Source organism: Caldicellulosiruptor sp. DIB 104C, assembly GCF_028198085.1.
GTDB lineage: Bacteria > Bacillota > Thermoanaerobacteria > Caldicellulosiruptorales > Caldicellulosiruptoraceae > Caldicellulosiruptor > Caldicellulosiruptor saccharolyticus.
On record NZ_CP116337.1, the window covers coordinates 2443637 to 2466954 of the forward strand.

Below are 23318 nucleotides of genomic sequence, written 5' to 3' on the forward strand. Positions count from 1 at the left end.
GTCATTTTATTTTTATTCAAAATTCTATTTTTGGAAGGTGATATGAAGTTGGCTACAACAAAAAATCCAAATCAAGAATATACTGCAAGTGAAATACAGGTTTTAGAAGGGCTTGAAGCTGTAAGAAAACGTCCTGGAATGTATATAGGTTCAACATCCCAGCGAGGTCTTCATCACTTAGTATATGAGATTGTTGACAATGCAATTGACGAGGCAATGGCAGGGTTTTGCAAAAACATTGATGTTATCATTCACAGGGACAATTCTGTAACTGTATTAGACGATGGACGAGGAATTCCTGTTGACATTCATCCAAAACTTCAAAAAAGCGGTGTTGAGGTAGTATTTACAGTACTTCACGCAGGTGGAAAGTTCAATGAAAGTGTGTATAAAGTCTCTGGCGGTCTTCATGGTGTTGGTGCATCTGTTGTTAATGCACTCTCAAGATACTTAGAGGTTGAAGTTTACAGAGACGGCAAAGTATATTACCAAAAGTATGAAAGAGGAAAGCCAGTTTGTAATTTAAAGGTAATTGGCCAGACACAACGGACAGGCACAAAAGTTACATTTTTGCCAGACGATGAGATTTTTGAGACAATTGAGTTTGACGCGGACGTGTTGCTGCAGCGTCTTCGTGAGCTTGCGTTCTTAAACAAAGGGATAAGGATAACATTTACTGATGAGAGAGAAAAAAATCCAAAGACAATTGAGCTAAAGTACGATGGCGGTATTGCAGAGTTTGTAAAGTTTTTAAACCGAAACAAAGAGGTTTTGCACCCAGAGCCAATTTACATTGAGGGCAAAAAAAACCAAATCTTGGTCGAGGTTGCAATCCAATACACAGACCAGTTTGGTGAAAACATCTATTCATTTGCAAACAACATTGCAACAATAGATGGCGGTACACACTTAGTAGGCTTTAAAGCTGCTGTGACAAAGGCAGTTAATGAGTATGCAAAAAAATACAACTTTGTAAAAGGAGATAACCAGCTTCTTGGTGAGGACATAAGAGATGGCATGACAGCGGTTGTGTCAGTTAAGATTCACGAGCCGCAATTTGAAGGCCAGACAAAAACAAAGCTTGGAAACAGCGAGGCACGCTGGGCAGTTGAAAATTTAGTTTCTGAAAAGCTTGCAGCATTTTTAGAGGAAAATCCTGATGTGTCAAAAAAGATAATAGATAAGGCACTGTTGGCGGCAAAAGCACGCGAGGAGGCAAGAAAGGCAAGAGAGCTTGTTATAAAGAGAAAATCTGCTTTAGACAGCTCAAACCTTCCAGGAAAGCTTGCAGACTGTTCAGAAAAAGACCCTGAAAAGTGCGAGATATTCATTGTTGAGGGTGACTCTGCAGGTGGTTCTGCAAAGCAAGGACGAGACAGGCGTTATCAGGCAATCTTACCGCTTTGGGGAAAAATGCTAAATGTTGAAAAAGCAAGCCCTGACAAGATTTATTCAAATGACAAGCTACTTCCTTTAATTCAGGCATTGGGTTGTGGTATTGGAAACGACCTTGACCTTAAAAAACTGAGATATCACAAAGTAATCGTAATGGCAGATGCTGACGTTGACGGGTCTCACATAAGAACGCTCCTTCTTACTTTCTTTTACAGGTACATGAGACCGCTTATAGAAAACGGCCACATTTACATTGCCCAGCCACCACTTTACAAGATAACAAAAGGAAAACAGGTTCGATATGCGTATAACGACAAAGAGCTTCAGAAAATCTTGCAAGAGATGAAGGATGCCCAGGTTCAGCGATTCAAAGGTCTTGGTGAGATGAACGCAGAAGAGCTGTGGGAGACTACAATGGACCCTGCAAGGAGGATTCTTTTGAGAGTTGAGCTTGAAGATGCTGTCATGGCAGAGGAGATTTTCACAATTTTGATGGGCGAAAAAGTAGAGCCAAGAAGAGAGTTTATTGAGAAAAATGCTAAATATGTAAGGAATTTGGATATATAAAAGGAGGCAAAAGTTTTAAATGGAAGAGCTTGATTTCAGGATAATTCCTGTTGAAATACAAGAAGAGATGAAACGAAGCTATATAGACTATGCAATGAGCGTAATTGTGTCCCGTGCGCTGCCAGATGTGAGAGATGGCTTAAAGCCTGTTCACAGAAGAATACTTTATGCAATGAACGAGATAGGTCTTACACCTGACAAGCCTTACAGAAAATCTGCAACAGTTGTCGGGCATGTTCTTGCCAAATACCATCCGCACGGCGATGCTGCTGTGTACGAAAGCCTTGTTCGAATGGCACAGGACTTTTCCATGCGCCATCCGCTTGTTGACGGACATGGAAACTTTGGGTCGGTAGATGGAGACCCTCCAGCTGCTATGCGTTACACTGAAGCGCGTATGAGCAAAATTGCTATCGAGATGCTTCGCGACATTGAAAAAGAGACAGTTGATTTCATGCCCAACTTTGACGAATCGGCAAAAGAACCAAAGGTTTTGCCATCAAGGTTTCCTAATCTTTTGGTAAATGGCAGCCAGGGAATTGCGGTTGGTATGGCAACAAACATACCGCCTCACAACCTTGCAGAAGTGATTGACGCAATTGTGTACCTACTTGACAATGAGAATGCAGGCTTAGATGACATAATGAAAATAATCAAAGGGCCTGATTTTCCAACAGGCGGGTATATCATCGGCAAAAAGGGTATAAGGGATGCTTATGCAACCGGAAAAGGAAAAATTATCGTACGGGCGAAAGCAACAATTGAGCAGACCTCCAAAGGAAGACAGAGAATAGTTGTAACAGAGCTTCCTTACATGGTCAATAAGGCAAGGCTTATTGAAAAGATTGCCGAGCTTGTTCACGAGAAAAGGATAGATGGAATTTCTGATATAAGAGATGAGTCTGACAAAGAAGGTCTTAGGATTGTAATTGAAATAAAAAAAGATGCAGATGCAAATGTAGTTTTAAAACAGCTATACAAAAACACCCAGCTTCAGGACAGCTTTGGAATAATCATGCTTGCGCTTGTGGACAACCAACCAAAGGTCCTGACTCTTTTGGATATGCTAAATTACTACATTGAACATCAAAAGGATGTAATTGTAAGACGAACAAAATATGACCTCAAAAAAGCTGAAGAGAGGGCTCACATCTTAGAAGGGCTCAAAAAAGCACTTGACCATATAGATGAGATTATCTCAATCATTCGTTCATCAAGGACAGTAAATGAAGCAAAGGAAAGACTCATTAAAAGGTTTGGATTTACTGAAGTCCAAGCTCAAGCAATACTTGATATGAGACTGCAAAGACTTACCGGGCTTGAAAGACAAAAGATAGAAGAAGAGCTTGCAGAGCTTCTTAAGATGATTGAGTATTACAAGAACGTGCTTGCAAATGAGGCAATGGTGAAGGAGATTATTAAAAAAGAGATTTTGGAGATAAAAGAAAAGTACAAGGATGAGAGAAGGACAAAGATAATTCAAGATGAACAAGAAGATTTTGAAGAAGAAGAGCTTATTCAAGAACAAGACACAGTAATTACACTTACACACTTTGGATACATCAAAAGACTTCCACTTGACACATACAAGAGCCAGAAGAGAGGCGGTAAGGGTATAACGGGAATCTCAACAAGAGAAGAGGACTTTGTTGAAGAGGTATTTGTCACAACAACTCATCACTACATCTTGTTCTTTACAGACAAAGGAAAAGCGTATAGGCTCAGAGCATATGAAGTGCCAGAGGCATCAAGGCAGGCAAAAGGCACGGCAATTGTTAATCTGATTCAGATTGGCAAAGATGAAAAAATCACAGCTTGCATGACTGTAAAGGACTTTAAAGAAGGTTTCTTGATGATGTGCACTAAAAACGGAACAATCAAAAAGGTGCTTTTGAGCGAGTTTGAAAATACAACAAAGGCGGGCAAAAAAGCAATAACTTTGGCCGAGGATGACTGCTTGATTGATGTAAAACTCACCTCTGGCAATGACGAGATGGTTCTTGTTTCAAGCGGAGGGTACTGTGTTGTTTTCAATGAAAATGATGTAAGAGTTATGGGGAGGTCAGCACAAGGCGTCAAAGGTGTGACACTTGAAGATGGCGACTTTGTGGTTGGAATGGAAAAGGCGAGCGATGGAAAGTATCTTTTGTGCGTTACAGAAAACGGCTTTGGAAAAAGAAGCGATATTGAGGAATACAGGAAAACAAAACGTGGTGCAAAAGGAGTTTTGACATACAAGGTCACAGAAAAGACGGGTAGAATTGTTGATATAAAGATGGTAAATGATGAGGATGAGATAATGCTTTGCTCAACAGAAGGAATTTTTATAAGGTTTGAGATGTCACAAGTTCCTGTTCAGGGAAGAAATACACAGGGTGTTAAACTTATGCGAATTGATAGCGATAGCATAAAGGTTTCGTCAATTGCAAGGATAAAGGCTGAGCAGTAGAAAGACTTTGAGTGAATTAAAAAGGGATTACCTTTGTCGGGTAATCCCTTTCTTTTATCTCCCTTTCTTAATCTAAGACAAAATAAAGAAACTGTGGTATAATTATAATTGAATAATAAAATCAGTTTGAAGCAAAAAATGTAAAAATGAAAGGAGCAAATGTTTTGAGTGAAAATTTACCTCCAAAAGAACATCTCTATTTGAAAAAAATAAAGACACACAACATTTGTGCTTTTCTTTCGTTAAATTTTTTAGAAAGTGAGGGATTTGGAAAAGCAGGTGCAAAAGGAGAGATTTTTCAATGATAAAAAGAATACTTTTTGGAGTGATTGTATTGCTACTGGCAACCTCTCTTATGGGAGTTTTTAGAGCCAAGCCAGATGAGAAGAAAAAAGAAAGCATTTTACCTAGAGTTGAAAACTTTAATAATTTTAAAAAGCTAATTGCAGATGCTCAAAAAAGACTTCCTTATTTTGAATTTTCAAGAGATTTTGTATATTGTGAAGGCAACTCCAGAATAGTTTACTCTCCAAATGTCTCTATCTCTGGCAACTCTGCTTCTGACTACTCTAAAACAAACGTTCAGGTTGAAGGTGTTGATGAAGCTGACAGAGTCAAAACAGACGGAGAGTATATTTATGTTATTGATGAAACTGCCAGAAAGCTCACAATAGTAAAAGCATATCCTGCACAGAAGATGCATCTTGTCAGTACCATCAAGTTCGAAGAAGATTTTTATCCAAAAGAGTTTTATGTGGACAGCAAGTATTTAGTGGTAATTGGTGAAAACAAGGAAGTATATAAGCAAATTCCTTACAAAGAAGATGATTTAGACTCAAAGAAAATCTCAAACAAAATATTAACTTATCCACCTTATTATACCGCAAAAGAGACAGTTTGTTTTATATATGACATCTCAGACAAAGCAAATCCCAAAAACATAAGAAAAATAACCCTTGATGGTAGATATTTGACTTCAAGAAAAATCAAAGGAAGCATTCACATAGTTTCTTTAAAGTCTTTTCCGTATTATCTTATCGACAACAAAAATCTATCTGCACAAGATTTTATGCCTTCGTACTCAGACACTGCTATGAAAGGTGCTCAAAAAGTCTATATTGGTTTTAATAACATAAGATATGTTCCTAACTTTGCAGATTTTAGCTACACGCTTGTTGGAAGTTTTGAACTAGAATCCGATACTTCTGTTTCAGTTGAATGCATCCTTGGTGCAGGAAGTTTAGTCTACTGTTCCAAAGAAAATCTTTACATCTGTGCCCAAGGGTATAAAAAGGTTTTTCTGCCTGCAAAAACTTTGGAGTCTTTTAGACCAAGATATTATTACAAGCCAGAGACAATGGTTTACAAGTTTGCATTGTCAAAAGGCAGGGCAGAAGTTTTGTGTGCAGGCTTTGTTGAAGGAAAGGTGCTAAATCAGTTTTCGATGGATGAGTATGATGGGTATTTCAGAATTGCCACAACAGTTGAATCACATTATTCATGGGAAGGGGATTTTCAGGAGTACAACGCTGTGTATGTTCTTGATAAAAACTTAAAAATAGTTGGCAATCTTGACAAAATTGCAAAGGGTGAGAGCATCTACTCTGCAAGGTTTATTGGTACAAGACTTTACCTTGTCACCTTCAAAGCGCTTGACCCGTTTTTTGTGATAAGTCTTGAGAATCCTCAAAAACCTGAGATTTTAGGGTATCTGAAGATACCTGGATATTCGACATATCTTCATCCATATGACCAAAATCACATAATTGGATTTGGCAAAGACGCAGAGGATTTAAATGAAGAATATGCAATTCCTCTGGGACTCAAGATTGCAATGTTCAATGTTGAGGATGTAGAAAATCCAAAAGAGCTTTTCAAGGTCATAATTGGGGGCAAGGGTACTAACTCTGAGCTTCTTAATAATCACAAAGCGCTTTTGTTTGATAAGACTAAAAATATTTTTGCATTCCCTGTAGAGGTTTACGACAAAAAAGGGCATAACTTCACAGGTGCTTTTGTATATAGCATAGATTTGAAAGAAGGTTTTGTTTTAAGGGGCAAGATTTCGCATGAAATTGATGATGGATATTGTGAGGAGATAGACAGGCTTTTGTATATTGGGGATGTGCTCTACTCAGTTTCAAACTCAATGATAAAAGCAAGCTCTCTTGAAAGCTTCAAGGAGATAGCAAGGTTGAGGTTGGATTGAGAGAGTAGATGATAAAAAACAAGAGACCCCCTTGGGTATTCCTGCAAAGGGATGAAATTCGAAGTTGCAAGGAGGTAGAGAAATAATGAAAGTTAAGAAAAAGAAGATAGGTAGTGTTATTATGATTTTTGCAATATTGTTGAGCGTTATTGTTCCAGTTTTAACGGCTACATATCAAAGTAAAAATTATTTAGAAACTACATAATTAAGTAAATTAGAGAATAACATAATTCAAATTGCTGCTGTAGTTTTTATTCCTTAGCCCTAAGGAGAGATGGCACAGTTTGGGCTTGGGAAAGTAATACAGATGGTCAGCTGGGGAATTTTTAGTGTCATTTCTGATGATTTTATTTTATCATTAACATAAAAGGCAGACATTGTCCTCTGCCTCTAAAATCTAAAAAGAACCTCAGTTAATCAACTCTTTTCTCAGTTCTTTTACCTTTTCTATGTCTAATTCTGTAAGCTCTGCAATGTCTTCATCGCTAAAACCTCTTCTTATCATCTTCTTTGCTACCTCGATTTTCCCTTCAATTTTCCCTTCAATTTTCCCTTCAATTTTTCCTTCAATTTTTCCCTCATTGAATTTTCTCATCTGTACTTCGTCCAGTAGTTTTGCAACATTAGATACAAACTCACCCATTTGCCTACTCACCCTTGTTCAACTCTTTGTGCAAGTTCGTCGTACTTTTCTTTGTCTTCCTTTACAAGCCTTGGTCGAATTACATTTCCTGCCCATATTAAGAATCTCTCTGCGTTGTTTTGGCTTAATTTCGTAAGCTTCGGTTCAATCTCTTTCAGTCTTTTTACAAGCTCTTCTGTGTCATCCCTTACCTGTTCTAAGTAGAACACTACTGGACTCAAGATATCCTCTTCCTCTTGAAGTAAAGTTTTGGCATCTAATTTCGAAATGTTCACAACTGCATACTTGAAAATATCATCCTTGAAAATATCAAATTCGCTGATTATCTCCTGTGAAACATCCCAGTCCTTCTCAAGACCGTTGTATGTGACTATCGGGATTATTGCTGGAAGTTTCTTTACACCTTCTCTAATCTTCTTTGCCCATAGAAGAATCATGTACTTCAGTAGTCTTTCTGGCATGTCTTCAGCTACTGTTGATTGGTTTTCAATAATAATGTAGAAATATACTTCCCTGTCTTTTAGTCTTGCCTTTGCTATGACATCGGCTCTTTTCTGGTGAAAAGTTTCATCTACAAACTCTTTATCGGCAAGTTCTATTGAATCTTCTTTAATCTCTTTTGCCCAGCTGTAGCCTATTACATCTTTCACGAGGAAGAGAATATCTTTTGGGTGTTCAAATAAAAACTTAAAGGTTGAATCATGCTCCTGCGGTGGTAAACTGCTACTCATTTCTTTACTTCTCCTTTGTTGGCAAACTTTAAAAGCATAAGTGCTTAACTCCTTCCACCTTTATTATACCACATCAAAAAACAATAAACACAGATCTTTGCACCGATAGCTTTTATTCTCTCTCTTTTATAAAGTTATCTCAAAAACACTCACTACTATCTGTTTTTGATGCAAGGTTTGAACTTGTCAGGTCGGACCACTTCAAAAATTCATCGCCGTTTTCTGACCAGTAAGGATTCTGATATGGCCGTTTGTCTGCACTGTATCCATCGTATTTGAATATAACTCTGGTTGCGCCAGAAGTATGAGCCGGCACTATTGTTGCAGTGTTCGGTTCATATTCTTTTATCCACCAGTAACCAATTGATGACGGTTTCCAGGGATTTGCACTGTAGCTTACTCTGCCTGCACCATAAGGATTGCCCGGTACACTTCCCGGCAGTCCATATACGAAGGTGCTCATGTAAAGTGTGTTGTTGAAATTATGCCATATTCTAATGGGCTTACGAGAAACATTGTTCAGTGCTTGAACGACTTTGATATACCTTTGTTATTAAGCCATACTGTTATAAATATACATGGTAAAAAACGTGTTGAAGGAGTGACAATTGCTAAAGTCGATGAAACTTTAAGACCAATACCAGGGACAGAAAGATATATTCCTTGTGATACATTGCTTTTGTCGGTTGGATTAATACCTGAAAATGAGTTATCTAAAATGGCTGGGATAAAGATTGATAGTGTGACAGGAGGGCCTGTTGTGAACCAAAGAATGGAAACAACAGTGGAAGGAATATTTGCATGTGGGAATGTATGCCATGTTCATGATTTGGTAGATTTTGTTACTCGAGAGGCTCAGCTTGCTGGCAAAGGAGCAGCAATGTATTTAAAAAATGGTAAAACAACCCAGCATCATATAATAAAGGTAGAAGTTGGAGAAGGATTGCGTTATGTTCTTCCACATATGATTTCACCTGAAACGATGGTAAGCAATACTCAGAACTTTTTCATGAGAAGTATAGCTCCAATGAGTAAGGCGAGATTAACGATATCTTCAAATGAGGGGCTTATAAAAAGCCAGATTTTGAGATATGTAAAACCAAGTGAAATGATTAATATTATTATAAAGAAAGAAGAAATTTCAAATCCGAAAATTGAATTTATCAAATTCACGTTAAGAGAAGAGGGTGACACCTATGGAGGTTACTAAAAAAGTTATTTGTATTGTCTGCCCACGAGGTTGTCATATAGATGTTAAGTTAATTGATAGCAGTATTGTTGATATAGTAGGTAATGCTTGCCAAAGAGGTAGAACTTATGCAGAAGCTGAGGTGACAAATCCTAAGAGGGTTTTGACCACAACAGTATGCATAATAGATGTTGAGGGTGAAAAGAGATTGCCTGTTAGAACAAAAGAACCTATACCAAAAGAATTGCTTTTTAAGGCTATGCAAGAATTGGAAACTGTAACTGTAAAACCGCCAATAAAGATGGGCGATGTGATTTACAAAAACATTGCAGGTACTGGAGTAGATGTGATTGCTTCAAAGAGCTGGGAGTAATTAATTTAATACATGATAAAAATTACTTATAATTTCATTTATAAAACTACAGCTTCAATTTTTAATTTTTTAGATAACTTTTTAATTATAAACTTATGAAAAACCTTATCCCTTTTTCTTTTGACTTTCTACCTCAATTTTTCCGTCATGAAACAAAGTGATTTCCTTTTCAATTGCAATAGCAAGCCCCACACCACCAGGGGCTTGTTTTTTTACCACTGTAAAAGTGTTCAAAGATGTATGACAAGTCCTTTTTTTCTGTTTGTTTTAAAGTTGCAAAAAAGCTTGACTATAAACTTAATAATGTGAGTAAAAAACTACATTGCTTGTCTGGGAACAATTGTAATAATTGAGTATAAGCCACATAACTTTGTTTTTGATAAATTTTTTAAGTTAAAATGAAATTTCTATAGTAAGCTCTCTATTTTTTAATAAAATTTTTACCCTCAAAATAGACAGTTCTACTTTGTGGGGAAATGTTACAATATGAATATTTTTGGTTAAACTTTTACTCAATGTCTTTTAACTATTATCACTTTATTACTCTCCTGATAGTTTCAATCCCCAAAGGGGAGGCTACAAATTGAATGGTCTGGCAGATTAGTGATAGAAGCATTGGAGTGTTTCAATCCCCAAAGGGGAGGCTACAAATAAAAGAATTTTTTGAAGAAGCTCCTGAACAAAAAGAGTTTCAATCCCCAAAGGGGAGGCTACAAATTTTGTGCAATTTAGTTGTTTATCACTTCATTGCGTGTTTCAATCCCCAAAGGGGAGGCTACAAATCCGTCGAAGAGCTTGATTTTATTATATCAAGATTATACACCCCTGTCAATGTTTTTATATCGGAACATCTATGGAAAGCTAAAATCAACCCAGAAAAATCAAGCGATAAAAGCTTATTGAACCTTTCCGTCTATCCAGATGCTGCCAGAAGTTTTGTCAAATCCATGTGCTGCAAGTATGAAACCGTATACAAATCAAATCTTAAAATTTTGCCACCGGAGGTCGACAGATATGACTTTTGGTTAAAATGTTAGTTTTATGCATATTTGCTGTATAAATTCCCACTTATCACCTGTATTTGCCACATTACATATTTTACTTAATGAACGTTTCACACAAGTCAACTGAAATTTTGCAAGGGAAAAACTTAAAGAAGGCAAAAACAGGCGAGATAGAATACCTTGCCTGGTGCTTTTGCTACAAAAGATTGTTAAAAATATAAAAGCAGAAAAGGTTTTCTGCTTTTAGTAGAACCTTTTGCCTGCTTTTAGTTTCTGATATAATGTTATTAATATAACAAAGTTTTTTTCTTCTTTTAAACAGGCACAAAAATTCATAAATAAAGAAAAGTTTTAAAAGGGGAAGATAAAACCTATGCCGGAGTTCAATCCTTTTATAAACGACTTTAACAAGCTTAGAAACTTTTCACGACTTGTATATTTGTATGGATGTTATTCACGAGAAGACGCTGAGCTTTTTAGGATAGGGAAGAGAACATTTGATGAAGAGCTCAGGCGTATGAGAGTGTTTTTAAAAGAAAATGAATACCTGTCAGTCGAAAAAGAAGGCAAAAAGGTTTTGCCATGTATAGTTGAGGATTTTTTCAAAGAAGTAGAAAATCCGCTTATCAACATATATTTTTCAAAAACATCAACACCACTTCAAACAACTTTATTTTTCATAATTCTTCAAATTTTGAATTCTTCAAAAGACAAAAAAGCATCTACAAATGAGATAATGGATAAAGTTTGCTTTGCGCTTGACGAAAGGACAAAACGCAAAGACGTTGACTCAAGCATAAAAAGAACATTGAAAGAGATGCAAAGAATAGGGGTTATTAAATTTCTAAAAAAAGAAAGGGTATATGTTTTGTCAAATACAATCAAAAGACTTTTTTCAGGGTTTTCAAAAGATGAGCTAAAAAACATCTACCTATCGGTGTTATTTTTTATAAACACAAATGTACCAAATGTTCCGGGATGGTTTTTAAAAGAGAGCTTGGAAAAATATCTTTTGAAAAATGGCGAAGAAGAGTTTGTGCAAAAAGCAAATCAACTATTTTGGTTTACATATGTGCCCCATCATTATATTTTAGATGAAGAGCTTGTATGGAAATTTTGGCAGGCAGCTTCAAGTGGCAGAAAAATAAAAGTTTGGTACTATCCAAGAGGCAAAAATGTAAGAAAAGAGTATACTTGTGTTCCACTCAGAATCATTTACGATGTAAAACTTGGCAGATGGTATTTTATTGTGCTTTTTGAAAAGGCAATAAATACTTTTCCTGCCTCAAGGGTAGAAAAAATAGAAATTTTAGATGAGACATTTGACAAAAACATTTTCAAAGAATACTGGAAAGTTATTGAAAAGTGCTTTTTTGTGTCTGTTCCACTCAAAAAGACAGGGTTTAAAAAAATAAAACTAAGGTTCATCCTCGATGATAAAGAGGCCAGCTTTAACTTTGTATTAAACAGGGTAAAAAGAGAGCTGAAAGATGCAAAAATAGATATAGTAAGCCAAAATGAATTTGTTGTTGAGTATGAACTTAGTAACCTAAAAGAATTCAAACCATGGCTTAGAAGCTTTTCACACAGAGTTGTTGTTGAAGATGGCAGCGAAGACTCAAGTAAGCTCAGACAAGAAATAATTGAGGAGTGGAAGGAGATTTTGAGAAACTATGGAGATATTCAGTAGCATAAAAAGCACATTTTACAAGGCGTTAGAAGAGATTATCAACACAGCTTACGAAAATGGCGGAATCACCCAAAGAGGTGTGCAGGAGATTTTACAAAAGTACAATTGTAATTTTCCAAGCTTAGAGAGAAGAGTTTTGGACAAAAATGAGGAAGAGAATAAAAACCTTTATCTTCTAAAAAAAGAGGATGATTCTCTTTTAACTTTAAGAATTGATGCGCCAATTGAGCCTTATGCCATAGACATAGAACTCTTGTGGTTGAAATTCATTACTTCAAGCCGTTATGTGCATCTTTTTTTGGAAGATGAGACAATTGAGAAGATAAAAAAGTTAAAAGTGAATACCAATTTTCTGTTTGACCCAGAAATTCTGCTTCCTAAAAACTACTCCAAAGTGGTAAAAAGAGAATGGGTAAAAGAGATTGGCAAGAAACTAAGAATTTTAATTCATGCAGCTTTAGAAAAAAAAGCTATAAACTACACTTACATAACAAGAAGTGGCTATCGGTTTAAAGAAACAGGGATTCCTGTAAAGATTCAATATTCTCTCAAGGATGATTTGATCTATGCAATTATTTACTCTATATCTTCTGAGAACTTTGCAAAATGTGTTGTTCAAAATCTGCATGATATTAGCTTAACCTCTGAAAAAGTTGACATGACGGAAATTTCAAAAGAGTATGAAGAATTTTTAAAAAAATCTTCAGCGCCAGAGCCAATTGTACTTGAGGTTATGAACACCAGAAATGCTTTAGAAAGAGCATTTTGTCTTTTTTCATCCTTCAAAAAATCGGCAAGGTTTTTAAGAGAAAAAAATAAACACCAACTTACAATCTACTACTACACCTTTGAAGAGGCGGAGGTGTTGTCAAGGATTTTGTATTTGGGAAAGGACGTTGTTGTAATCTCGCCAGAGAAAATAAGAAATGAGATAATTTCAAGGGTGAAAAAAGCTCTTGAGAGATTTGGGGAGAAGGTGTGAGAGATAATAGCCCTTCTCCTTATTTCTTTTTTAATATAACATTCAACCATTTTTCATTCTCTCTTCCTTTTCTAACATCATTGGTGGTTTTCATCTCAAGTAGTTCAAAGTAAGGATGGTTTTTCAAAAGAGCCATAAAAGAGCTTTCATCGTAATTATTAAAAAATCGGCCATTACGGAATTCTTCGGTATTTCCATATTTATATGATGAATAGAAAATGCCGTTTTTCTTAAGGGCCAAATATATTTTTCTGAAGATTAAATCTATTTTGCTCCTTGGTACATGCAAAAGCGAGGCACATGCCCAAACTCCATCAAATTCTTCATAAAAGTCAAGTTGTTCAAATGTCATGTGAAAAGTTTGTTTCCCTGTGTACTGAGTAGAAAGTTTTACCATTTCAAGTGAACCATCTATTGCAACTGTGTCATACCCATTTTGTAAAAAATATTTAGTATCTCTTCCAGAACCGCAACCTAAGTCAAGAATTTTTGATCCTTTGGGAAGGTATTTTAAAAACAATTCATATAATTCTTTCATATCTGCATTTTTTGTGTTTTCAAAGAATTCAATTGCATTTTCATCATAATATCTTATTGTTGGGTCCATTTTTCATATCTCTCCCTATAATATCGTTTTATTCTAAAGTCAATTGCATCTTTAAAGTGCATAAGAAAATATTCATTATTTATAAAATCAGCAAGTTTGTCATTTATGCAAAAATAGTCTCCATCCCAATAGAAAAATTCAGGATGAGAACTTATTAGATATTTTTCAGGATTATTCCTTGATAACTTAATATATTCTTCTTTCTGCCAATCCTTATAATTGCGAGTGCTTTTGTGAACTTCTAAATCAATTGCATTTGAAGGATTAGAGAAGAATTCTTTGAAAGCCTCATAGATATCGTCAGGTCCAACTTTCAATTTTATGTTACCATTATTGTAGAACGCAAGAAGCAAGGGCATTTTATAAATCTTTGTCATCATTGTATTCTCAACTACTTTAATAAATTGATGTGCAAATGTATTAAATAAAGATTCTTCTCCTTCTTCTAATTGATTGTTAATTTTCAAAAAAGATATATAATCTTTAAACACGTTTATAAAAGGGTCAGAATATTTTTTCATACTTGCATATATAGCAGTATCAATATATTTAAAAAATTCAACACGGCTTGGGCGTTTCCCAAGCATTTCTTTTATTCTCAAAAACTCTTCATAGACAATTTCTTGAATATTCTTAAGACTTTCAGCTTGTTTTTTGAATATATCAATAATTCTGAAATCAAAATCCACAACACAACCATCAGGATACTCAAAATCATCAACAGAGTATTTACTCTTTTGAATCTTTTCAATATCATATTCACCAGTGCTCAATAGAAATGGTATTAAGTTAGCACGTTTATAGTTCCCTATAAAATCTAATACTGTTAAGTAATTCTTATTTTTAGCTTTTCTCAAGCCACGGCCCAGCTGCTGTAAAAAAACTGTAGGTGACTCTGTTGGTCTTAAAAACATAACCATGTCAATTTCAGGGATATCAACACCTTCATTGAACATATCCACAGTAAAAATAACCTTTATTTGGCCATTTTTGAGCTTTCTTATTGCCTCACTTCTTTGCAGAGCATTTTTTCCTTGTTCTCCACTATATACTGCACAGCATTTAACACCATTTTTGTTAAAATAATCAGCCATAAATTCAGCATGATTGCGAGAGCAACAAAAAGCCAAAGTCTTTTGCTTATTGAATTTTAAATAATTTTTCAATATCAAGTCTGCTCTTTTGTGTATCATCAGGACTTTTTCAAGTTCATCTTCTTTATACTTTCCGTTAATTTCTGGAATTTGAGAAAAATCTGTTTCATCATATATTCCGTAATAATGAAAAGGCACGAGATAACCTTTGTTTATTGCATCTTTGAGCCTTAATTCATAAACAACATTGTAGTTGCAAAGTTCAAAAACATCTTTGTTATCCAACCTTTCAGGCGTTGCTGTGAGGCCCAAGAGAAATTTTGGCTTGAAATAGTTTATAATATTTTGATAACTTTTTGCAACTGCATGATGAAATTCGTCAATTATTATGTATTCAAAATAATCAGACGAAAAATATGTTGGATTTAAATATTCCTCTTTTCCAAGAGTTTGAACAGAGGCAAAAATTATATCTTTCTCAGTTTCCTTTCTATCACCGGTGAAAAAACCAATTGTTGCATTTGATCTGATAGTCTTAAAAGATAAGGCAGCTTGTCTCAAAATTTCTTCTCTGTGGGCAACAAATAGCACTGTTTTAAATCCAATTGAATCAAATGCAGCTAAAAAGGTTTTGCCAATACCTGTTGCTGCAACAACAAGTGCTCTGTCCAGTCCCTCTTCACGACATTTTTTGAGCCAATACAATGCTTCTGTTTGAGCCTCTCTTGGATAAAGAGGTACGATTTTCCTTGAGTTTGGTTTTTTATGCTGAGTTTTTGATTGTTCAGTATCATCTTTTTCAGCAAATGTGGATTTATCATATTCAAGAACTTCTTCGGCTACCATGGAAATGTCTTTTGAGGATGTTGAATCTATGTCCTCAGCTGAATTGTCAGTATTTTCAACCTCAGCTTGAATTTCTTTAATTTCTATGAAAATCTTAGGTCTTTTCCAGCTGCGACTGTACTTTCTCAAAAGCTCATCATCGATTTTTTCTGTACAGCTTTTTAGAATTTTGAAGAACTCTTTTTTAAATTGTTCAAAATCCTTCGGATTTGTAGTTTTCTCAATTCTATAATTCCACTCAATTCCATATGTCAACGCTGATTCTGATAAATTTGATGAGCCGATGAATATATCTCCTTTTCCGCCTTCGTATTCGATAATGTATGCTTTGGGATGGAAAGGAATATTGTCATCTTTGAAAAATCTCAAGTCCACATAACTGCCAAGTCTGTCTTTGATAAGATAAAGAGCAGAAGGTTGAGTTATATTCAAATATCGACCAGTTACAATTCTTATGGGACAATTTCTTTTTTTTGCTTCTATTAAATCTTCAATAATTAGCCTTACACCTGATTCTAACAAAAAAGATACAATCATATTTATCTCAACAGCTTTTGAAAATGCCTTTTTCAGCTCTTCAAGGAAATTTTCATTTGCGCCGCAAAAACACTTTTGAATATCTATTCCGTGTTTTGAGAGTAATTGGTTATAAATATTTTCCAGATCTTTATATATCTCTGCGACATCTTCAATTGAAATTTTTGTTAAATGTTCTTGAATTGCTTTCAGCCTCTCTGAGTTCATCTGTATCACCTTATATTATTTATTAATTCGTCTATTTTCAATAAAATTATGCTTCGTGATTACTAAAAAACATTGGATGAGAACACAATTTTAGAAAAATATCTTAAAGGAATTTTAACATAAAATTAAGCAATCCTAAAGATCTGTTTTTTAATATTTCAATCAAACTTATAATCTTTCCCTATTAAAATGTATGTTGACAATACATGCCAAGTAAATTAATATTTATTTAAAGTTAAACAATTTCTTGGTAGAAGGTGACAACTAAATGGCTAACAATTTACAAAACGACATAATTTACGAAGAAGAGAAGAACCAATTAAAAAAGGTAGTGAAATATATTGATGAAAAAATAGAAAATAGAAAAAAACAATAGACAAATTAAAAGAAGATTTAATTACATATCATTCACGATCAGCAGACGAAATTGAAGATTACATTGCTAACAGAAAAAAAATTAAAAGGATAAACGAAGAGATTTTGAAATTGTTAGAGCAAAGGTATATGCCATACTTTGCAAGAGTAGATTTGGAAAAATCTCATGATAGTAAAAAAAGTATTGATGTTGTTTATATTGGCAAAAGTGCTTTGTTGGATAATAAAGGCAATCTTATAGTGAGTGATTGGAGAAGTGATATAGCAAAGACCTATTATCAAAACACAGAAATTGAGTTTAAGATAAATGATATTTGGTATTTAGTTTTGTTAAGAAGAAGTTTTGATATAAAAAACGGTGAGCTTATAAGTTACAAAAACGAGTTTGTATATGATGATTCTCTTCCTTCAAAGTATGACCAGTTGTTAGATCCATTTTTAGTTCAACTTATTAAGGAGAAAAGAACAGAGGGCAAATTCACTGATATTATAAGAACAATTCAAAGAAAACAGATTGAGATAATTTATGAAAAATATGACCAAAATATAATTGTTCAAGGATATGCAGGCTCAGGCAAGACAATGATTTTGTTACATCGGCTTTCTTACCTTTTGTACAATAACAAAAATATAAACCCTCACAGCATCTGGATAATTACACCAAATAACATTTTTAATAAACAAATCAAAGATTTAGCTCATGAATTGGAACTGGATTTGGTGAATAAAGGAACAATAGTTGACTATTATTTAGAAAAGTTAGACAATTACGGATTCAAATTTGTTGAAAATATAAGAGCAAGGAGAAAAAATGAAGACGAATATATAAAAGCAGTAGAAGCATATTTGGGTGATGAAGACTCACTTCCAAAAGAAATGTTAGACTATTGTTATAGTGATGAATGCCTTGAAGAACTAAAAAATGCTTACAAACAATGGGTGAGGGATATAAAAAACTATCTTGAAAATATAGGGTATAGAGAATTAATGCAAAAGAATAACATTAAAGTTGGAAATTACAGATTTTTTGATGAGGCTTTAAGAGAAATTTTAACCAATGTTAACTGGTTGATAGGAGAAAATGAAATTATTAATGAAAAATAGAAGATGTAAAAGGATACAAAGAAAATGTTGAAAATCTAATAGTCCAAACAAATAAAGAAATTCAGGAAATAGAAATAATAGCTAATAAACTGAAGAATAAAGAAAATATAAATGAGGAAATAGTTAAAAAATATAGTTTAAAGGACAGAGAAAATATAAATACACAGCTTTTGGTGTTAAAAGACAAATTAATCAAATTAAAAAAGAGACTAAAACTTTATCAACAGAAACTAATTGAATATCAAACTGAGTTAGATAATCTGACTCAAAGAATGCTAAGTAAAGAGATTATTTATAAATTGGTTAAATTAAAACGTTTGATTCCAGAGTATGAAATTAAAGATAACAAAATTTATAAAGATAATTTTTTAACTAAGGTTTACAAACCTTTAAGAGAAAAGATCTTTTTGAGATTTGGTCAAAAACTAACGAAAAATATCTTTTACAAATTTGATTTGTACCTTATTTTAAACCTTTGCTGTGAGCATTTTGGTTTGCCTAATAAGCAGGAAAAATTAATTTTTATCAAAAATTAAGCAATAAGACTCCATCTTCTACAAGATGGAGATGAATTGCTAATAATATGATATAATACTCTTAAGGTGATGCTAAATGTACAAAACGCAGAAAAATCATATAAGATGTGATAAACAAACATACAGACTGCTACGTCAGCTTTGCCACCTTTCAAAAAACCTGTACAACTATGGTCTGTATCATATAAGGCAACACTACTTTAAAACTCAGGAATATCTGAGATATGAGAGTGTATATCATCTTGTGAAAGGCAACGAAAACTACAGACTTTTGCCATCACAGGTTGCCCAGCAAACAATTATTTCAGTGAGTGAAGCTTTTAAGTCTTTTCTGGGTCTTTTGAAATCTAAAAAAGAAGGGAAGGTAGAAGAAAGAGTTTCAATGCCCAAATACCTGCCGAAGGATGGGATGTATCAGATAGTTTTTCCGAAGGACCAGTTCAAGACAGAAGGGAAAAAAGTACGATTGAGTCTTGGCAGAGGTTTTGCAAAAGAGTTTGGTGTAAGGTACTTGTATTTTGAGCTACCGAAAACTGTTTTGGGCAAAAAGCTCAAAGAGGTCAGGATAGTGCCAAGGCTGGGTGGCAAATGGTTTGAGATTGAGTATGTGTATGAAGAAGAATATAAGCTTAATACTTTTGATTTGAGCAGGTATTTAGGGGTAGACTTAGGGCTTGACAATTTTGCAGCGGTGGTTGATACCATCGGGACTGCCTTTTTGATAGAGGGCAGGTTTTTAAAATCAGTCAACCGATGGTACAACAAACAAAGGGCAAGACTTCAGTCAATCTACAGCAGGCAGGGGATAAAATGTGGCAGAAAACTTGCTCAGATTTCTCTTAAAAGGCAACATATAATTGACAACTTTTTGAATCAAGCCGTAAGTTTGATAATCAAGCACTGTTTGAACAATCAAGTATCTGCAGTAGTTGTTGGCAAGATGAAAGGTATAAAGCAGGGGATAGAGCTCGGGGTTGTAAACAATCAAAATTTTGTGGGAATACCATATGACAAGTTCAAGAGAAAGCTAAAATCAAAGTGCATGTATTATGGTATAAGGTATGTGGAAGTGGATGAGAGCTATACATCACAAAGATGTAGCAGGTGTGGGCAGGTTAGCAAAAGTAGCAGGAAATACAGGGGATTGTATGTATGCAAAAAGTGTGGGTATGTAGTAAATGCGGATATAAATGGAGCGATAAACATACTTGCAAAAGTAGCTGGTGAGTCTGTGGTGAAGCAGATAACCAGTAGTGGGTGTGTGAACCACCCTGTGAGAATAAGGGTAGCTTAACTGCTGCCAAACTTCTTGCGAAGCCTCCACCTCTTTAGGTGGACGGTAGTTCACTAAGAGGTGATTTCAAATTAATTCAAACAAACGAATCAATTTTTGCATTTGTCATAACATATGGGAATGATAGTACTTGTAGTGCTGAATCTTTCAGATAAGCCTGTATCGGGCAATATACCAATTTATGCAAAAGGTAATCAAAGGATTTGGAGATTTTTCTTTGAAAAGTTCAAAGTTGAAATATAATTAAAACCTCTTTCTTTTGCGATTATAGATTAGGTGGGATTCGAAAGTTTGCTTAAAAATTGTTTCAGTTTTCTTGAAAATGGGTATATACATTGTTAGAATATTTAGTATATCTATAGAATTCGAAGGTTGATTTTTATGAAAAGAGCTTTTCAGGTTATTATAATATCAATCCTGTTATTTTTTCTTACAAGCCAGGTTGCATATTGCTATCACAAAACAATAAAGTTTCAAGTAGATAAACAATATCCACCTTTTTCGTATATTATAAATGGGCGAGTGTATGGATTTTCAGTTGATTTGGCAAACTTGATTTTTGAGCCAGACAAATATTTTTTGAGTGTGAGTAGCGATACATGGGAAAATGTCTATAAAAGACTTGTAAGTGGCGAGATTGACATCACTGGCCCTATTGTAATATTAGAGGAGAGAAAAAAAGATGTCTATTTCACAGATCCAATTTTTACAAGACATGTTGGGATTTATACAAGAAAAGATTTTAACAAAGTTATAACGGTGAATAATTTAGCTTCTTTTAAGATAGGTGTAATGAAAAGTGATTATACAGAAACACTGCTAAAAGAAAGATTGAAAATTAAGAACTATGTTACCTTTCAAACCATTGAGGATGAGTTTGTAGCACTTTTAGAAGGCAAAGTAGATGCAGTTATAATCTCTCAAGAAATTGCTAATTACTTTTTAGTGAAGAACAATTATGCAGACCAAGTTGAGATCAAGTTGAAGGACATTTTTATACTTGAGAGTGGCTTTGGTATAAGCAAAAAACATCCGGAGCTTGTTGACTATGTAAATACAAGACTAAAAGAGCTTATCAAAAATGGTGTATTTGATCAGCTTTATTACAACTACTTTTCTACATACTCTCCGTACTATTATGAAAAAAAGAACAGAGAAGTAGTGTTTTCAATACTTTATATCCTTTTTATAATTATCTTTGCCTCCGGCATTACAATATTTGTAATGAGAGGTATAAACAAAAGGCTTCAGCAGGGAAAAGAAGCTTATGAAAAATATGCAGAGCTTTTAGCATCTAACGCAAATGTTATAGTGCTTACTCTCAATTTAAAGGGTGAGATTATCTATTTTAACAGGTTTGCGGAGGAAGTTACAGGTTATAAAAGGGAAGAGGTAATAGGTAAAAGGTGGGTTGATATATTCATTCCAGAGCATAAGCGAGAGTACATTGAGAAACTGTTTTCAGAAATAGCAGAAAAGAAGGTTTTGAATAACTTTGAAAATGAAATTATCACAAAGACCGGAGATGTATGCTGGATAATTTGGAACAATGTGGTTGTTGAAAGTCCATATCTAAATGAACCGTTGATTATTTCAACTGGGCTTGACATTACGCCTATTAAAAAGAATCAGCGTCTTTTGGAAGAGAGCTATGAAGAGCTTGAGGAGACAAATCAGGAGCTGGTAAATACCTTAGAAATTCTAAATAAACAGACAGAGCTTTTAAAAGAAGAGGAAGAGAGGTATAAATTCATAGTTGAAAACATTTCAGATTGTATTTGGGAGTTTGATGTTGCTGAAAAAAGGATTGAGTTTTATGGGAATCTCAAGGACTATTTTGAGACAGATAAGATTAACCCAAAAATTGACTATTACGCATGGCTTGAGCTTTACCATCCAGATGACATAAAAGCTGTGATGGAAAAGATTCAAAGAGCTTTTGAGCTAAGAGACGAGAAAATAGAGTACGAAGCGCGGATAAAAGACAAAAATGGAAATTATAAGTGGGTCTCAGTACACATAAAGGTATTCTATGATAATAGAGGAAAGCCAGAAAAACTAATAGGGATTAATATTGATTATTCAGCTAAAAAAGAATATGAAGACAGGATGAAGTATCTTGCGTATTATGATGATCTTACAAATCTACCCAATAGAAAACTTTTTGAAAATAAATTAAGCGAATTAATCAAAAAAGCGGCTCAAACAGGTAAAATTGGAGCTGTTATATTAATTGACATTGACAATTTCAAGGATATAAATGACTTGTATGGTCATGAAGTTGGCGATGAATACCTAAGGACAATTTCCCAGAAAATAGCTGAGTATCTGAAAGGCTTGGAAGTTCAGAACTACTTTAGCAGAGTTGGTGGTGATGAGTTTGCTATAATTCTAAATGGTCTTGAAAAGAAAGACTTTGTCATAGAGGTTTGCACAGAGATTCAAAAAATTTTTGAAAATGAAATATTTTTAGAAAAAATAGAAAGAGGTCTTTACACAACAGTCAGTATGGGGATATCCTTCTACCCTGATGATGGAAGGGATACCAAAGAGATTCTTCGAAATGTAGATATGGCACTCTCTCTTGCTAAGGAAAATGGAAAAAACGATTTTCAGATTTTTATGCCATTTTTGCTATTGAAAAATCTAAATAAGATAGAGATAGAAAAGAATTTAAGAAAAGCAATAGAAAATGATGAGTTTGTACTTTACTATCAGCCAGTTGTAAACCTTGAAAATATGGAGATACACAGTGTTGAGGCGCTGATAAGGTGGTTTTTGCCACATAAAGGAATGGTATCACCACTTGAATTTATACCAGTTGCAGAGGAAAGCGGACTTATTGTAAGAATTGGAGAGATGGTAATTGAAAAAGCCTTGAAAGACCTCAAAGATTGGGAGCGAAAAGGTATAAATGATATTCATATAGCAATAAATCTTTCTGCCCGCCAGTTTAAAACAAAATATTTTGAAAACACGGTTGCAAAACTCTTAGAAAAATACTCTGTTGACCCAGTTAAGGTGTCCTTTGAAATTACCGAAACTGGTGCTGTTGAAAACTTTGATGTGTCTTTAAAGATTTTGGGCTTTTTATGCCAGATGGGGATAAAATTTTTAATTGATGACTTTGGGACAGGGTATTCATCGCTTATATACTTAAGGAAGCTTCCAATTAGTGGTGTGAAAATTGACAAAAGTTTTATATCTGAGCTTATGTTCTCAAAGGAGAGCAGGGCAATTGTAGAGGGAATTATCCTGATGGCGCACAAGCTTGGTTTAAAAGTTGTCGCAGAGGGGATAGAGAACAAAAAAGAGCTTGAGATTTTAAAAGAGATTGGCTGTGATTTTGGACAAGGATATCTTTTTAGCAAGCCAGTTCCCAAAGAAGAAGTTGAAAAGTTTCTTTTACAAAAGAAAGTTTTAATATAATCTCAGTATAGTAAGTTTTTAAGTTGAATAAGAAAAGGAGCTGCAGATTTTGAAAAG

General features: G+C 34.4%; 16 protein-coding genes and 2 pseudogenes. 14 read left to right on the plus strand and 4 right to left on the minus strand.

The window, feature by feature from the left end:
• Positions 1 to 42: 42 nt before the first annotated feature.
• From gyrB to PGC14_RS13515, 5 genes and pseudogenes are all read left to right on the plus strand, one after another.
• The gene (gene gyrB, locus PGC14_RS11970) at positions 43 to 1962 is read left to right on the plus strand and encodes a DNA topoisomerase (ATP-hydrolyzing) subunit B (protein WP_271629055.1); all 1920 of its coding nucleotides are present in this window, start codon (positions 43 to 45) and stop codon (positions 1960 to 1962) included.
• Positions 1963 to 1981: 19 nt separating this feature from the next.
• Complete coding sequence (gyrA, locus tag PGC14_RS11975) at positions 1982 to 4411, plus strand: DNA gyrase subunit A (protein WP_271629056.1); 2430 nt, start codon at positions 1982 to 1984, stop codon at positions 4409 to 4411.
• 164 nt (positions 4412 to 4575) lie between these two features.
• The gene (locus PGC14_RS11980) at positions 4576 to 4716 is read left to right on the plus strand and encodes a hypothetical protein (RefSeq protein WP_187147308.1); all 141 of its coding nucleotides are present in this window, start codon (positions 4576 to 4578) and stop codon (positions 4714 to 4716) included.
• Entirely contained in the window at positions 4713 to 6620 is a 1908-nt protein-coding gene (locus PGC14_RS11985; RefSeq protein WP_271629057.1) for a beta-propeller domain-containing protein, read from the plus strand. Before PGC14_RS11980 ends, PGC14_RS11985 begins: the two co-directional genes overlap by 4 nt.
• A gap of 252 nt (positions 6621 to 6872) precedes the next feature.
• Positions 6873 to 6950 (plus strand): annotated as a pseudogene (locus tag PGC14_RS13515) (hypothetical protein); the annotation flags it as partial.
• 79 nt (positions 6951 to 7029) lie between these two features.
• On the opposite strand, the pseudogene PGC14_RS11990 reads toward PGC14_RS13515, so the two are convergent.
• Together PGC14_RS11990 and PGC14_RS11995 are read right to left on the minus strand one after the other, a co-directional pair.
• A pseudogene (locus PGC14_RS11990) lies at positions 7030 to 7994 on the minus strand (Rpn family recombination-promoting nuclease/putative transposase).
• 139 nt (positions 7995 to 8133) lie between these two features.
• Positions 8134 to 8457 carry a hypothetical protein gene (locus PGC14_RS11995; protein WP_011915641.1) on the minus strand — a complete coding sequence of 108 codons (324 nt, stop codon included), beginning with the start codon at positions 8455 to 8457 and terminating at the stop codon, positions 8134 to 8136.
• A gap of 21 nt (positions 8458 to 8478) precedes the next feature.
• Between PGC14_RS11995 and PGC14_RS12000 the strand changes: the two genes are divergently transcribed.
• From PGC14_RS12000 to PGC14_RS12015, 5 genes are all read left to right on the plus strand, one after another.
• A complete protein-coding gene (locus PGC14_RS12000) occupies positions 8479 to 9204 on the plus strand; it encodes an NAD(P)/FAD-dependent oxidoreductase (RefSeq protein WP_049754816.1) in 726 nt (241 codons plus the stop codon).
• The gene (locus tag PGC14_RS12005; RefSeq protein WP_011915642.1) at positions 9191 to 9556 is read left to right on the plus strand and encodes a DUF1667 domain-containing protein; all 366 of its coding nucleotides are present in this window, start codon (positions 9191 to 9193) and stop codon (positions 9554 to 9556) included. Before PGC14_RS12000 ends, PGC14_RS12005 begins: the two co-directional genes overlap by 14 nt.
• A gap of 587 nt (positions 9557 to 10143) precedes the next feature.
• Complete coding sequence (locus PGC14_RS13520; RefSeq protein WP_422653030.1) at positions 10144 to 10593, plus strand: hypothetical protein; 450 nt, start codon at positions 10144 to 10146, stop codon at positions 10591 to 10593.
• Positions 10594 to 10933: 340 nt separating this feature from the next.
• Complete coding sequence (locus PGC14_RS12010; RefSeq protein WP_271629058.1) at positions 10934 to 12250, plus strand: helix-turn-helix transcriptional regulator; 1317 nt, start codon at positions 10934 to 10936, stop codon at positions 12248 to 12250.
• A complete protein-coding gene (locus tag PGC14_RS12015) occupies positions 12234 to 13232 on the plus strand; it encodes a WYL domain-containing protein (protein WP_271629059.1) in 999 nt (332 codons plus the stop codon). The genes PGC14_RS12010 and PGC14_RS12015 overlap by 17 nt, the downstream gene beginning before the upstream one ends.
• A gap of 19 nt (positions 13233 to 13251) precedes the next feature.
• Here PGC14_RS12015 and PGC14_RS12020 read toward each other — a convergent pair whose 3' ends face one another.
• Together PGC14_RS12020 and PGC14_RS12025 are read right to left on the minus strand one after the other, a co-directional pair.
• Entirely contained in the window at positions 13252 to 13839 is a 588-nt protein-coding gene (locus PGC14_RS12020) for a class I SAM-dependent methyltransferase (protein ID WP_271629060.1), read from the minus strand.
• Positions 13824 to 16523 carry a DEAD/DEAH box helicase family protein gene (locus PGC14_RS12025; protein ID WP_271629061.1) on the minus strand — a complete coding sequence of 900 codons (2700 nt, stop codon included), beginning with the start codon at positions 16521 to 16523 and terminating at the stop codon, positions 13824 to 13826. The genes PGC14_RS12020 and PGC14_RS12025 overlap by 16 nt, the downstream gene beginning before the upstream one ends.
• A 486-nt stretch (positions 16524 to 17009) precedes the next feature.
• Between PGC14_RS12025 and PGC14_RS12030 the strand changes: the two genes are divergently transcribed.
• The 4 genes from PGC14_RS12030 to PGC14_RS12045 all read left to right on the plus strand — a co-directional run bounded on the left by PGC14_RS12030 (position 17010) and on the right by PGC14_RS12045 (position 23261).
• Positions 17010 to 18002 carry a UvrD-helicase domain-containing protein gene (locus tag PGC14_RS12030; RefSeq protein WP_271629062.1) on the plus strand — a complete coding sequence of 331 codons (993 nt, stop codon included), beginning with the start codon at positions 17010 to 17012 and terminating at the stop codon, positions 18000 to 18002.
• A gap of 299 nt (positions 18003 to 18301) precedes the next feature.
• Positions 18302 to 18538, plus strand: a complete 237-nt coding sequence (locus PGC14_RS12035; RefSeq protein ID WP_271629063.1) for a hypothetical protein — start codon at positions 18302 to 18304, stop codon at positions 18536 to 18538.
• Between the two features lie 76 nt (positions 18539 to 18614).
• Positions 18615 to 19832, plus strand: a complete 1218-nt coding sequence (locus tag PGC14_RS12040) for an RNA-guided endonuclease InsQ/TnpB family protein (protein ID WP_271629064.1) — start codon at positions 18615 to 18617, stop codon at positions 19830 to 19832.
• A 381-nt stretch (positions 19833 to 20213) separates the two neighbouring features.
• Positions 20214 to 23261, plus strand: coding sequence for an EAL domain-containing protein (locus tag PGC14_RS12045; RefSeq protein ID WP_271629065.1), 3048 nt, complete (start codon positions 20214 to 20216; stop codon positions 23259 to 23261).
• Positions 23262 to 23318: the final 57 nt, after the last annotated feature.